Origin of the sequence: Streptococcus sanguinis SK49 (assembly GCF_000212815.1) — a bacterium.
GTDB classification, from domain to species: Bacteria; Bacillota; Bacilli; order Lactobacillales; family Streptococcaceae; genus Streptococcus; species Streptococcus sanguinis_C.
In genome coordinates, this window is record NZ_GL890985.1 from 738534 (window position 1) to 751649 (window position 13116).

Here is a 13116-nt window from a genome sequence, read left to right on the forward strand (position 1 = left end):
TCTTCCACGTAAGGTGACCTTCAGTAAGGTCAACCTTGGCGGTACTGAAATTGCTGGTGCAGATATTCAAATTTTCCAAGGCAAAGAGGCAACTGGCAATCCTGTAGCGAAATGGACTTCAGAAGCAAATACATCGCATGAGCTTGAATTAGCTCCTGGAGTATATACCTTCCATGAAGCTGCAGCCCCAACCGGTTACTTAGCTGTTACCGACATTGTGTTCCAAGTGAATCTCGATGGCACAGTAACAGTTGTAAATGCCAATGGAAATACAGTAGAATACAAGGGAGGGAAGTTAGTCATAACTGACCAAACGAAACCGACTGATCCAGATCCGAAAAAATCAAATCAAGATAAACCTGGAGATAAGGCGAATACGAAGAAAATTCTGCCTTTCACAGGTACAGAAATCAGCTTTACGCTACTTGCTATAGGCTTGATTATCATAGTTGGTTGTGGGGTTTATTTTGGGATTCGTTTCAAAAAATAAAACAGAAAACAAGTGTCAATGAACATTGACGCTTGTTTTTTTATGCGCTTGATGAAAGAAGGCAATAAGTATCGTTGAGTTTAGGGCTATTGATGCAGTTTAAGGGTAATCGAAAACTATTTTTTCTAAGTGACAAAAATGTAAGTTTAAAGGCTAAAATGAAAGGTTATCTTATGGCAGCTAGTCTGGGAATTCGGTATCCTATAAGTGTAAAGAAAAAGAAGATAAACGTCTTCCAAACTAATAATCAGATTTCAAGAAGGAGGCTTGCTATGAAAATCAATCTTTTTAACCATCGTCAAAGTAAACCTAAAGCTCAAAAGATTTCCAAGGAAGAAATCGAGAAGACACGCCTAGGCTGTGCTTCCAGTCAATATTATTTCTGGCTGCAGTACAGTCACTGAGAGATTCCATTATTCAAGGATAAGAGAAAGGTCAGTTGACTTTTCTCTTTATCCGACTTGGAGCACAAGATGACAAAAATGTAAGATTGGCAGGCAAAATGAAAGATTAGGTTATGGAAACTTGTCTGTCTTTCCGGTATGATAGTAGTATCAATTTAAATAAAGAAGAGGTTCAAGTATGACATTATTAGACGTACAGCACGTGAAAAAGATTTATAAAACTCGCTTTCAGGGCAGCCAGGTTGAGGCACTGAAAGACATTCACTTTACAGTAGAAAAAGGCGAATATGTCGCCATCATGGGGGAGTCAGGCTCTGGGAAATCCACCCTGCTCAACATCCTAGCCATGCTGGACAAGCCGACTGAGGGTCGCGTCTTTCTCAACGAAACTGACACAGCAACCATCAAAAATAGTCAAGCTTCCAGCTTCCGCCGGGAGAAATTAGGCTTTGTATTTCAGGATTTCAACCTGCTGGATACCCTGTCGGTCAAGGATAATATTCTCCTGCCTCTGGTTCTCTCTCGCCGTCCCATTACCGAGATGATGCAAAAGCTGGTTACGACCTGCAATGAGCTGGGGATTAACAAGCTTCAAGAGAAGTTTCCTTATGAGATTTCCGGTGGTCAGAAGCAGCGGGTTGCAGTGGCTCGGGCCATCATCACAGACCCTGAGATTCTGCTGGCGGACGAGCCGACGGGAGCCTTGGATTCCAAGTCTTCAGCGGCGTTGCTGGATGTCTTTGACGACATTAATGCCCGCGGTCAAACCATTCTCATGGTGACTCACTCAACGGCGGCGGCTAGCCGCGCCAAGCGGGTGCTCTTTATCAAGGATGGGATTCTTTATAATCAAATCTTCCGCGGCGACAAGACCGAGCGGCAGATGTTCCAAGAGATTTCCGATACTCTGACAGTTATGGCAAGTGAGGTGAAGGACTAGTGTTTCGATTAGCAGCAAAATTGGCGGTATCCAATCTGATTAAGAACCGCCGTCTCTATTATCCTTTTGCACTGGCTACCTGTGTGGCTGTAGCCATTTCTTATATTTTCAACTCCTTGGCTTTTAATCCCAATCTATCCAAAATGACAGGGGCCAGCTCTGTTATCCTCGTTTTGGTCCTAGGAGTCGTTATTGTGAACATCACAGCTGTAATTATTGTCTTTTATGCCAATCAATTTGTTATGAAGAATCGCTCCAAGGAGCTAGGGCTTTATGGTATGCTAGGTCTTAATAAGAGTCATCTCTTTGTTATGACCTTTATTGAGCTACTAATCTTCGGGCTAGTGGCTGTAAGCTTGGGGCTGACTATTGGTGTTCTCTTTGACCAGCTGATTTATGCCTTTTTGCTCAAGCTCATGGGTACCAAGGTGGTTCTAGTTTCGACATTTCAACCTTTTGTATTGGTATTGATTATCATTTTCTATTCTTTTGTATTTTTCTGTTTGGTAATTAAAAATGGCTTTTACTTAAGAAAGTTTGATGCTCTGCAATTAGTCAAAGAAAAAAATAGCGGGGAGAAAAAGAGTCGCTTTTTACTCTTGCAAACTATTATTGGTATGTCTTCTCTCGCTTTTGGCTATTATCTTGCTTTAGGTGTATCTAATCCGATGGCAGCCATTATCATTTTCTTCGTGGCCGTACTTTTTGTTATTCTAGGGACTTATCTGCTTTTTAATGCAGGAACAACTGTTTTCTTGCAATTTTTGAAAAAGAAGAAGACGTTTTATTATCAGCCTGATAACATGATTTCGGTATCTAATCTAATTTTTCGAATGAAGAAAAATGCAATCGGTTTAGCGACAATTTCTATTTTGTCGACAATGGTTCTGGTTACCTTATCTGGTGGAGCCAACATTTATGCTGGTGGTGATTATATGCAGAATGCCATGTTCCCGCATGATTTCAGTATCCAAGGAAAAGAAGTAACAGGTGAGGTGCTGGACCAAGCTTTGACAGAGTTTGTTCAAGAGCAGCAGCTGCAGATTAGTAAAAAAGTTATTTACCAGTATTATACGATAGGAGTTAGCGGTCGAACTGGTAATCAGCTAGATATTTATTCTAAGGGACAGAAATCATTCACTCCAAATCTTTATATTTTGGCCATTTCTGAGAGTGATTATCAAGGAATGACGGGTCAAAATCTTCAGCTTAAAGATGATGAAGTAGCCATATTTGAGCAAGGACTGGAACTAGATAGCAAAAAAGATTTACAGCTAGCTGATAAAAATTTAAAAATCAAGAAAAAATTAAAAGAAGATTTCGTTTTCGGTAATATACCCGATCCGATGAATATGATAGTGCCTGAAAAAATCTATATGGTAGCTAAAAATCCGAGTCAAATCTTTTCTTCATTGATGAACGATTACGCTGTCAATGTTAACTATTATGGAGGATTAAATCTCAAGCTTCCAAAAGAAGAACAGAGAAAACTCAAAGAAGCATACCAAGAAAAGCTAAGCAGTTTTAATACCACCTTACCTGAAAATCAAGGTATTTATGGTTCGGTGACAGCCTTTGATAAACAAGAAATAAAAGGAATGCTAGGTGGTATGTTCTTTATTGGAATTTTCTTATCAATCGTTTTTATGCTTGGAACTGTTCTTATCATCTACTACAAGCAGATTTCTGAAGGCTATGAAGATCGAGAAGGCTTTGTTATTTTACAAAAGGTTGGATTGGACGAAAAACAAATTAAGAAAACGATTCGTAGGCAAATTCTGATAGTCTTTTTCCTACCACTAATCTTTGCTTTTCTTCATTTGGCATTTGCCTATCACATGTTGAGCTTGATTTTATCTGCTTTAGGGGTGCTGAATGCCACACTCATGTTAGTGGTGACTCTGGGTGTTTGCGCTCTGTTTATTGCAGTATATGTTGGTGTCTTTCTCATTACTTCTCGCAGCTATCGTAAAATTGTGGCTATGTGATAGTAGAGACAGGCTTCATATAGCTTTCATCTATTTTAAAGACTTAGGCTGAGATTTCTCTCAGCCTTTCTTTTCGGTAAATTTCTGAGAAAGATTCCTAAAAGCGTGGAAATATGATAAAATAGGACGTTAATGCAATTAGGAGAATAAAAATAGATGAATATATTTAGAAAAAAGATGCCAGTAAGGATAGAACGGGCATGCGACGTCACTTGAAAATTCCTGATCTGATTTTGCTTGGTATTGGTGCCATGGTAGGAACTGGGATTTTCACAATTACAGGGACCGGGGCGGCCAAATATGCTGGGCCTGCTCTGACCGTTTCGATTGTCATTTCAGCTCTTTGTGTGAGTATTTCGGCTCTTTTTTACGCTGAGTTTGCCTCACGGATTCCGGCCAATGGCGGAGCCTACAGTTATATTTATGCGGTTCTGGGAGAATTTCCTGCTTGGCTGGCTGGCTGGCTGACCATCATGGAGTTCATGACCGCTATTTCAGGTGTTGCCTCTGGCTGGGGTTCTTATCTGAAGGGCTTGCTGAGCGGCTTTGGCATCCAACTGCCGGCAGCTCTGAATGGCACCTTCAATCCAAAAGCAGGTACTTATGTGGACTTGCTGCCTATTCTGGTCTTGGTCTTCGTTACAGGTGTTGTCCTTTTGAACTCAAAGGCAGCCCTGCGCTTCAACTCAGCCTTGGTGGTCTTGAAATTCTCAGCCTTGGCAATCTTTATCATTGCAGGATTTTTCTTCATCAAACCAGAAAATTGGTCTAACTTTTCACCTTTTGGCTTCGGAGAAATTTATGGCGGTAAGGTCGGCATCATGGCCGGGGCTTCACTCATGTTCTTTGCCTTTCTTGGCTTTGAGTCCATTTCCATGGCGGTCGATGAAATCAAAGAACCTCAAAAGAATGTTCCGCGCGGAATTGTCTTATCCTTGAGCATTGTGACCATTCTCTATATTTTGGTGACCTTGGTCTTGACTGGGATTGTCCACTATAGCAAGCTGGATGTCTCAGATGCGGTGGCCTTTGCCTTGCGCAGTGTCGGACTTGGCTGGGCGGCTAACTATATCTCTGTCGTCGCTATTTTGACTCTGATTACTGTCTGCATTTCCATGACCTACGCCCTGTCGCGGATGATTTACAGTATTGCGCGTGATGGTCTCTTGCCTCGCTCTTTCAAAAAATTGACAGAGACCAGTCGGGTGCCAAAGAATGCAACGATTTTAGTAGGGATTGCCTCGGCTGTCTGTGCGGGCATGTTCCCTTTGGCTAGCATCGCTTCTTTCCTGAACATCTGTACCTTGGCCTATCTGATTTTATTGGCACTAGCTGTCTTAAAATTGCGGAAAGATCAAGGAATGCCCAAAGCTGGGGAATTTAAAACACCTCTGGTACCTCTGACACCGATTTTGTCCATTATCATCTGCCTGTCCTTTATGACCCAGTATACTAAGGAAACCTGGCAGGCCTTTGGAATTGCCCTAGCGCTGGGAAGTCTTATCTATGGATTTTATGGTTATCGAAACTCTGAAATCGCTGTAAAAGAGAAGTAGGGATAAAGTATTGATATTAAAGAGAAAGAAGAAATAGAAAAGAATGAAAAAACTTAACCTAAGCCAAAAGAAAAAAATCTGGCTCTTTGCCCTTGCTTTGCTTGCCCTGATCTTATTAGCGATTGTGATCAATATCCAACTGAACCAGCCTGAAGATATGCATGCTGATTATGTTCGGCTTTGGAAGACAACTTGGCATGAGGAAAATAAAGACTGGCTCTATCCATTGAAAAATATCTGTCTTGTTATTCTGGCAGTTCTGGCTGGGTCTGGTTTGATGATTGCATGTTCCAAGAGTGAGAGATGGAAATAAGCTTTTGTAGATTAAAATAATCTTACAAAAATGTAAGATTAGCTATGATAAATGTAAGGTAGAGACATGGAAAATATGTCTCTATTTTGCTATAATCAGCTCAGAAATCCTCACAAGAAAGGTTGCGAGATTATGAAAAAAGTCCTTTTAGGTTGCTCAGGAACAGTGCTGGTTTTGCTTGCTCTTTTAATAGGTTTTCTAGCCTACTTTGGTCCAGACTATGGCATTTTTCTTTTCCCACCTAGTCCGCAGGACTACGCTCGCTCGGTTGTAAAAAAGCTTGATTTCGGTCTTTATACGGGCAAAGACTGGGAAAATGAGAAAAAGAAAGCTTTAGAGAAGCTTGAATCAGCCAAGGCTTATCAAGACACCTATCCTGTCTTGGAAAAATTAACCAAAGAGGCTGGCGGGAAGCATTCTTATTTTTTAAGCCCACAGGATAATCCCGAAAATAGTCCAGAAAGCAAAAATCAGCCTGAAGTGCAGAATCGGGAGAGTATTCTCTATGTAAAAGTTCCTGCTTTCACTGGTGGCGCACAGGCAGCGAAGACTTATGCCAACAAACTATCAGCAGCTCTTAAAAAGGATGACTATCAAGCGGTTCTTGTGGATTTGAGAGACAATACCGGTGGGAATATGTATCCGATGATTGCTGGGCTGTCCTCTCTTTTGCCTGATGAAGACCTCTTCCAATTCGTTTATAAAAACGGAAGCAAGAGCGCGGTTTCTCGATCAGATATTCTTAATCAGCTTGGTCTGGATCAGACTGATGAGAAAGCAAAGAAAGTGCAAATAGCCGTCCTTATCAATGGGAAGACAGGTAGCTCAGGAGAGATGACTGTTTTAGCTTTTAAGGGATTGGAAAACGTTAGAATATTTGGTCAGCCAACGGCAAGCTATACTACGGGAAATAATTATTATCAACTGTATGATGGAGCGGTTTTGCTCTTGACTACCTCGAGTATCTTAGATCGCACAGGCAAGCTTTATGAGAATGAGGCAATTCAGCCCGATGTCCTAACAGACCAGCCTTTAGAAGAGGCGGAGTCTTGGTTGAAGGGACAGATAGGAGAATAGTTCATTGAAAGCAGTCAAAGAGACTGCTTTTCTGCTATAATAAAGAGAAGAACGAGGTGACAAATGATTCGTAAAGTAAAACTAAGAGATGCCGTAGCCATTCAGCGGCTTAATGCAGAGTGCTTGGGTTATGACTTCGATAGGGAAGCGACGGAGGCTCAACTAAAGAGGTTACTAGAGAGTGACCAGCATTTGATTTTGGTAGCTGAAGAAGGCGGACAGGTCATAGGTTACGCTCATGCGGTTAGCTACGACTGTCTCTATTTCCCATCCTTGCTCAATCTCTTGGCTTTGGCCGTCGCTCCGGATTTTCAAGGGCAGGGACATGGCAGAGCGCTGATGCAAGCTTTGCGTGAAAAGGGGAAAGAGGCTGGCTACACAGGAATTCGGATTAATTCAGGCATTTCCCGCTCATCAGCCCATGAATTTTACCACAGCCTTGGTTGCAGTGAAAAAGCAGACCAGAAACGATTTTATTGGGGATTTTAGAGAAAGGAGGAGTAGATGATGATTGAACCGCTAACCCAGCAGCATGCTTTGGAAATTGCTAAGGACTGGCATTATGAGGCGCCTTATGACTTTTATGATATGAAAAATGACCTGGAAGATTATGAAGAAATGGTTTCTCCTGAAGCGCGCGGAGACCGTTATTATCAAGTACTGAGTGAAGGGGAACTCTATGGATTTTTCTGCTTGGAGCAGAAAGGAGAGCGCATTTTGGAACTTGGTTTGGGGATGAAGCCGGAGCACTGCGGAAAAGGTCAAGGCGCGGCATTTTTGCAGGAAATTCTGGACTTTATCAAGAAAAAATTTGCGCCCCAAGTCCTAAGGCTATCCGTGGCAGACTTCAATCACCGAGCCCAGCAGCTTTATCTCAACATGGGCTTTGAAGTGGTGAGGCGCATCCCGCAGGAAAGCAATGGTGATATTCATCTCTTTGTGGAGATGGAGAAAAACACCTAATTTTAGACTTTGTTGCAAAGCAACAGAAAAACTTGTTGACAGTCAAGAAAAAGTTGTTCAACATACTTATGACTACTGGCGGCTAGTAGGGAATTTGTTAAAGATTACCAATAAACAAAAGGAGAAAACCATGACATTTGAAGAAATTTTACCAGGCCTTAAGGCCAAGAAAAAATATGTGCGTACAGGCTGGGGCGGAGCAGAAAACTACGTCCAGCTCTTTGACACGATTGAGCAAAATGGGGTGGCTCTTGAAGTGACACCATATTTTCTCATCAATGTTTCAGGTGAGGGGGAGGGCTTCTCTATGTGGAGTCCGACTCCTTGTGATGTTCTTGCGACAGATTGGGTGGAAGTAGATGACTAAGACAGTACTAGTGACGGGGGTTAGCTCTGGTATTGGTAGAGCTCAAGCCCAGAGCTTTTTGGAAAATGGCTACCGGGTTTACGGGGTGGATAAGGATGAAAATCCTGGCTTTCTAAATGAGCTTCGTTTTGTCAAGCTGGATTTGACGGGTGATTTGACGCCACTCTTCACCAGCTTGCCCGAGGTAGACATTCTCTGCAATACGGCAGGAATCTTGGACGATTATCGTCCTCTGCACGAGACCAGTGATGAGGACTGGGATCAGATTTTTGCGCTTAATCTGACCGCTACCATGAAAATCACCCGATTTTACCTGCAGAAAATGCTGGAGAAAAAGTCTGGTATCATCATTAATATGTGTTCGATTGCTAGCTTTTTGGCTGGCGGAGGCGGTGCTGCCTATACGGCCTCTAAGCATGCTCTGGCTGGCCTGACTAAGCAGATAGCCTTAGACTATGCGGATAAAAATATCCAAGTCTTTGGCTTGGCACCAGGCGCTGTTAAGACAGCCATGACTGCCGCAGATTTTGAACCAGGCGGACTAGCTGACTGGGTTGCTGAGGAAACGCCGATCAAGCGCTGGCTGGACCCCCAAGAAGTGGCTGACGTTAGTCTCTTTCTAGCTAGTGGTAAGGCAGTTGCTATGCAGGGTGAGATTATCAAAATAGACGGCGGCTGGAGTTTGAAGTAGCCAGTCAGAACATGAAAGTAATGAAGAAAAACCAAACCTATGACTTAAAAGATATCATGGAGGCTGTAAAATCAGAAGAGCTAGATGATGATTTCTGTTTATATGCTAAGGAAAATGCAGAACTGAATTTTCAGGACAGCTACTTGCTTGCTGATTATCCTCAAGTGGTGGATAATAGGGATGTTTATCCAGATCAAGTAAGAGAGCTGGAGCTGGTTTATTATGGTGAAGATTTTGTAGATGTTCTCTTATCAGTCATGGAGCAGAAAGCAGAAGCGACTGACGAAGAGTGTTTACAGGCTCTGCTTTACTATTATGAGCATGATGATTTTATGGATTTTGAATGAGGAGTCATTGAAATTGATAAATCTTTACAAGCTTTCTTGTTGAAAAAGGTCTGATTTGACGAAATAGGCTAGCTTTTTAGGCGAAAATTTTGTAAAATAGAATAGATAAACGGGGGTTTCCTCGGAAAATAAAAGGAGAATCCATCTAATGGTAAAATTAGTTTTTGCTCGCCACGGTGAGTCTGAATGGAACAAAGCGAACCTTTTCACTGGTTGGGCTGATGTTGACTTGTCTGAAAAAGGTACACAGCAAGCAATCGACGCTGGTAAACTGATTAAGGAAGCTGGTATCGAGTTTGACCAAGCTTACACTTCAGTATTGAAGCGTGCGATTAAGACAACTAACCTTGCTTTGGAAGCAGCTGATCAGCTTTGGGTACCAGTTGAAAAATCATGGCGTTTGAACGAGCGTCATTATGGCGGTCTGACTGGTAAAAATAAGGCAGAAGCAGCTGAAGAATTTGGTGATGAGCAAGTTCACATCTGGCGTCGTTCATACGATGTATTGCCTCCAAACATGGATCGCGATGATGAGCACTCAGCACACACTGACCGTCGTTACGCTTCACTTGACGACTCAGTTATTCCAGATGCTGAGAACTTGAAAGTGACTTTGGAACGTGCTCTTCCATTCTGGGAAGACAAGATTGCTCCAGCTTTGAAAGATGGCAAAAATGTCTTTGTAGGTGCACACGGTAACTCTATCCGTGCTCTTGTGAAGCACATCAAACAATTGTCTGACGATGAAATCATGGACGTGGAAATTCCAAACTTCCCACCATTGGTATTCGAATTTGACGAAAAATTGAACGTAGTAAAAGAATACTACCTTGGAAAATAAGCTTAAAGGAATCTGAGATTATTCTCAGGTTCTTTGCTTTTCCAGAGAGGAAGAACAAGGATTGTTAGAAGCCTAGCTAGCAAGTCTTGTCTGTTCAGTGGTTTGACGGACTTCCTCTTAACTCGTCCACATTTTCAGATTTTCTATCAGTTTTGAAACATTCATCGAGCTGGATTTATGGTAAAATAAAGGTCAGAACTTTTACTAGAATGAGAGAGAAGATGGCAAGGAAGAAGAGAAAATTTGACAGTCATTCCATCACCAGAAGGCTTTATCTGCTGTTTGGAATCGTGATGCTTTTGTTTTTAGCCTTGATTGCCCGTCTGGGCTATATGCAGGTGGTCAATCAGGACTTTTATACGGATAAGTTGGCCAAGGCCAGCAAGACCAAGATTACCACTAGCTCAGTGCGTGGGCAGATTTATGATGCTACTGGCAAGCCCTTGGTGGAAAATACGACCAAGCAGGTGGTGACCTATACACGGGATAATCGTCTGACGGCTGGGGAGATTCGAGCGACAGCTCAAAAGCTCCTGACCTATGTCAGTGTCAGCGATACAGAGGTGACAGACCGCCAAGAAGTGGATTATTATTTGGCGGACAGCGCAGTCTATCAGGAAGTGGTGGAAAAGCTGCCCAAGGACAAGAAGTTTGATACAGACGGCAACCGCCTGCCTGAGTCCAAAATCTATAAGGCGGCAGCTGAGAGCATTGACCCTAAGCAGCTGGGCTATACGGATGAGGAAAAGAAGGCCATTGTTCTCTTTAGTCAGATGAATGCAATTTCCAACTTTGCGACGGGGACCATCCAGACAGATGCGCTGACAACAGAGCAGGTGGCTGTATTGGCTTCCAGCAGCAAGGAGCTGCCAGGTATCAGTGTCTCAACGGGCTGGGATCGCAAGGTCTTGGATACCTCACTGGCTTCTATCGTGGGTAATATCTCGACAGAAAAGACTGGACTTCCGGCTGAGGAAGTGGATGATTACCTGAAAAAAGGCTACTCCCTCAATGACCGGGTGGGGACCTCCTATCTGGAAAAGCAGTATGAGTCGGTCCTTCAAGGCAAGCGAGCTGAGAAGGAGATTCATCTGGACAAAAATGGTAATATGGAGAGTGTGGAAAATATCTCTGACGGCAGCAAGGGCGACAATCTCAAGCTGACGGTGGACTTGAACTTCCAGCAGGGAGTAGAGGACATTCTCAAAAATGCCTTTAATGCAGAGTTGGCTAGTGGCAATGCGACTTACTCTGAGGGCGTCTATGCCGTAGCTATGGATCCCAATACCGGCGCCGTTTTGGCTATGGCAGGCATCCGGCATGATCTGGAAACAGGAGAAAGCTCGGTCGATGCTCTGGGGACCATGACCAATGTCTTTGTTCCGGGATCTGTGGTCAAGGCTGCAACATTGACCTCGGGCTGGGAAAATAATGCCATTAGCGGAAACCAAGTCCTGACAGACCAGCCGATTAGCTTTGGCGGTACGGACAGTATCACTTCTTGGTTCACCCAGTATGGTTCACGTGCCATCACAGCCCAAGAAGCCTTGGAATACTCTTCCAATACCTATATGGTGCAGGTAGCGCTGAAGATGATGGGGACGCCTTACTCAGCGGATATGAAGCTGGATTTTGATGAGCTGGATCCGTCCATGAAAAAGCTGCGGTCGACTTTTGCGGAGTATGGTCTGGGCACTTCGACAGGGATTGATTTGCCAAATGAGTCCACAGGTTATCTTCCAGATAAGTTTACCTTTGCCAACTATCTGACCAATTCTTTCGGCCAGTTTGACAACTATACAACGCTTCAGCTGGCCCAGTATGCCTCAACAGTAGCTAATAATGGCAAGCGTGTGGCTCCGCATATCGTTGAAGGCATTTACGGTAACAGTGACCAAGGAGGACTCGGTGATTTGGTGCAGAAAATTGATACCAAGGAGCTGAACCAGGTCAATATCTCTGACGAGGATATGAGCATTATCAAGCAAGGCTTCTATCAAGTGGTTCATGGCAGCAGTGGCTTTACGACTGGCCGGACTATTTCTCAGGGAGAGAGTGTGCCAATCAGTGCCAAGACTGGTACGGCTGAGACCTTTGTGGACAAGGGCAAGAAAGAAGCCATCAATACCAATGTCGTGTCCTATGCACCGAGTGAGAAGCCGCAGATTGCGGTGGCGGTGGTGTTCCCTCACAATACGAACCTATCTTCTACTGTCAGCCACAGTATCACTCGCGATATTATCAATCTTTACAACCAACAACACCCTATGAATTAGTGCTCAATGAAAATCATCGGCAAACGGAGAAAGCTTAAGTTGTCAGTGCTCAAGTGCAGCAATCTGGTTTGAGGAGATTTTTTGAGAATAGAGAAAGGATTTTATGCTTTACCCAACCCCTATCGCCAAGCTGATTGACAGTTTTTCAAAGCTGCCCGGCATTGGCATCAAAACAGCCACTCGACTGGCTTTTTACACTATTGGCATGAGTGATGACGATGTCAATGAATTTGCCAAGAATCTGCTGGCAGCTAAGCGTGAGCTGAGCTACTGTTCTGTCTGCGGCAACCTGACGGACGAAGACCCTTGTGCAATCTGCCAAGACCAGTCGCGCGATCAATCGACTATTCTGATTGTTGAGGACAGCCAGGATGTGTCAGCCATGGAAAATATCCAGGAATACCACGGACTTTATCATGTCTTGCATGGCTTGATTTCGCCTATGAACGGCGTTGGACCGGATGATATCAATCTCAAGAGTCTGATTACTCGTCTGATGGATAGTGAGGTGACGGAGGTGATCGTCGCGACCAATGCGACTGCGGATGGCGAAGCGACTTCCATGTACATCTCACGGGTTCTGAAGCCCGCTGGGATTAAGGTGACTCGCCTAGCGCGTGGCTTAGCTGTTGGCTCCGACATTGAGTATGCGGATGAGGTTACGCTGATTCGCGCTATCGAAAATCGGACGGAATTATAAACATAAAGGATTTTTCTGGCTCTAGCTGGCTGGAAGAGTCCTTTTTTCTGTTCAAAAATGCTGGGAATTGTGATATACTAAAACGGACTGATACAGAAGTTCCTGCTTAGAAGAATCGACTAGCTAGGTAGATGCAAAACCAAGCTTTTTATGTTGTTTTATT

General features: G+C 43.5%; 14 protein-coding genes and 1 pseudogene. All 15 read left to right on the forward strand.

Going from position 1 to position 13116, the window contains the following annotated elements:
• The coding region (locus tag HMPREF9380_RS11995) for a prealbumin-like fold domain-containing protein (protein ID WP_002932759.1) at positions 1-490 on the forward strand (490 nt) is incomplete at its 5' end.
• 272 nt (positions 491-762) lie between these two features.
• Positions 763-894 (forward strand): hypothetical protein, encoded by a 132-nt coding sequence (locus HMPREF9380_RS12110; protein WP_009659231.1) that lies wholly within the window; start codon positions 763-765, stop codon positions 892-894.
• 178 nt (positions 895-1072) lie between these two features.
• A complete protein-coding gene (locus tag HMPREF9380_RS07280; protein WP_002932762.1) occupies positions 1073-1834 on the forward strand; it encodes an ABC transporter ATP-binding protein in 762 nt (253 codons plus the stop codon).
• Positions 1834-3822, forward strand: a complete 1989-nt coding sequence (locus HMPREF9380_RS07275; protein WP_002932763.1) for an ABC transporter permease — start codon at positions 1834-1836, stop codon at positions 3820-3822. Before HMPREF9380_RS07280 ends, HMPREF9380_RS07275 begins: the two co-directional genes overlap by 1 nt.
• Positions 3823-3978: 156 nt before the next feature.
• Positions 3979-5378, forward strand: a pseudogene (locus HMPREF9380_RS07270) (amino acid permease).
• Between the two features lie 43 nt (positions 5379-5421).
• On the forward strand, positions 5422-5691 hold the full coding sequence (locus tag HMPREF9380_RS07265) for a hypothetical protein (RefSeq protein ID WP_002932765.1): 270 nt from the start codon (positions 5422-5424) through the stop codon (positions 5689-5691).
• Between the two features lie 66 nt (positions 5692-5757).
• Positions 5758-6768: a S41 family peptidase gene (locus HMPREF9380_RS07260; RefSeq protein ID WP_002932766.1), complete on the forward strand. Its 1011-nt coding sequence runs from the start codon at positions 5758-5760 to the stop codon at positions 6766-6768.
• A 63-nt stretch (positions 6769-6831) separates the two neighbouring features.
• Entirely contained in the window at positions 6832-7257 is a 426-nt protein-coding gene (locus HMPREF9380_RS07255; RefSeq protein ID WP_002932768.1) for a GNAT family N-acetyltransferase, read from the forward strand.
• 15 nt (positions 7258-7272) lie between these two features.
• A complete protein-coding gene (locus HMPREF9380_RS07250; RefSeq protein ID WP_002932770.1) occupies positions 7273-7731 on the forward strand; it encodes a GNAT family N-acetyltransferase in 459 nt (152 codons plus the stop codon).
• Positions 7732-7861: 130 nt separating this feature from the next.
• A complete protein-coding gene (locus HMPREF9380_RS0110980) occupies positions 7862-8098 on the forward strand; it encodes a DUF2829 domain-containing protein (protein WP_002899859.1) in 237 nt (78 codons plus the stop codon).
• Complete coding sequence (locus tag HMPREF9380_RS07245) at positions 8091-8789, forward strand: 3-oxoacyl-ACP reductase (protein WP_002932774.1); 699 nt, start codon at positions 8091-8093, stop codon at positions 8787-8789. Before HMPREF9380_RS0110980 ends, HMPREF9380_RS07245 begins: the two co-directional genes overlap by 8 nt.
• Positions 8790-8809: 20 nt before the next feature.
• Complete coding sequence (locus tag HMPREF9380_RS07240; protein WP_032907264.1) at positions 8810-9136, forward strand: DUF7716 domain-containing protein; 327 nt, start codon at positions 8810-8812, stop codon at positions 9134-9136.
• A gap of 148 nt (positions 9137-9284) precedes the next feature.
• The gene (locus HMPREF9380_RS07235) at positions 9285-9977 is read left to right on the forward strand and encodes a phosphoglycerate mutase (protein WP_002932777.1); all 693 of its coding nucleotides are present in this window, start codon (positions 9285-9287) and stop codon (positions 9975-9977) included.
• A gap of 209 nt (positions 9978-10186) precedes the next feature.
• The gene (gene pbp2b, locus HMPREF9380_RS07230; protein WP_002932778.1) at positions 10187-12253 is read left to right on the forward strand and encodes a penicillin-binding protein PBP2B; all 2067 of its coding nucleotides are present in this window, start codon (positions 10187-10189) and stop codon (positions 12251-12253) included.
• Between the two features lie 103 nt (positions 12254-12356).
• A complete protein-coding gene (recR, locus tag HMPREF9380_RS07225; protein ID WP_002932779.1) occupies positions 12357-12953 on the forward strand; it encodes a recombination mediator RecR in 597 nt (198 codons plus the stop codon).
• Positions 12954-13116: the final 163 nt, after the last annotated feature.

What these genes read in the sequence shown, in the direction of transcription:
- HMPREF9380_RS12110 (WP_009659231.1), top strand. Translation starts at nt 763, where the DNA reads ATGAAAATCAATCTTTTTAACCATCGTCAAAGTAAACCTAAAGCTCAA.
- HMPREF9380_RS07280 (WP_002932762.1), top strand. Translation starts at nt 1,073, where the DNA reads ATGACATTATTAGACGTACAGCACGTGAAAAAGATTTATAAAACTCGC.
- HMPREF9380_RS07265 (WP_002932765.1), top strand. Translation starts at nt 5,422, where the DNA reads ATGAAAAAACTTAACCTAAGCCAAAAGAAAAAAATCTGGCTCTTTGCC.
- HMPREF9380_RS07260 (WP_002932766.1), top strand. Translation starts at nt 5,758, where the DNA reads ATGGAAAATATGTCTCTATTTTGCTATAATCAGCTCAGAAATCCTCAC.
- HMPREF9380_RS07255 (WP_002932768.1), top strand. Translation starts at nt 6,832, where the DNA reads ATGATTCGTAAAGTAAAACTAAGAGATGCCGTAGCCATTCAGCGGCTT.
- HMPREF9380_RS07250 (WP_002932770.1), top strand. Translation starts at nt 7,273, where the DNA reads ATGATGATTGAACCGCTAACCCAGCAGCATGCTTTGGAAATTGCTAAG.
- HMPREF9380_RS0110980 (WP_002899859.1), top strand. Translation starts at nt 7,862, where the DNA reads ATGACATTTGAAGAAATTTTACCAGGCCTTAAGGCCAAGAAAAAATAT.
- HMPREF9380_RS07245 (WP_002932774.1), top strand. Translation starts at nt 8,091, where the DNA reads ATGACTAAGACAGTACTAGTGACGGGGGTTAGCTCTGGTATTGGTAGA.
- HMPREF9380_RS07240 (WP_032907264.1), top strand. Translation starts at nt 8,810, where the DNA reads ATGAAGAAAAACCAAACCTATGACTTAAAAGATATCATGGAGGCTGTA.
- HMPREF9380_RS07235 (WP_002932777.1), top strand. Translation starts at nt 9,285, where the DNA reads ATGGTAAAATTAGTTTTTGCTCGCCACGGTGAGTCTGAATGGAACAAA.
- pbp2b (WP_002932778.1), top strand. Translation starts at nt 10,187, where the DNA reads ATGAGAGAGAAGATGGCAAGGAAGAAGAGAAAATTTGACAGTCATTCC.
- recR (WP_002932779.1), top strand. Translation starts at nt 12,357, where the DNA reads ATGCTTTACCCAACCCCTATCGCCAAGCTGATTGACAGTTTTTCAAAG.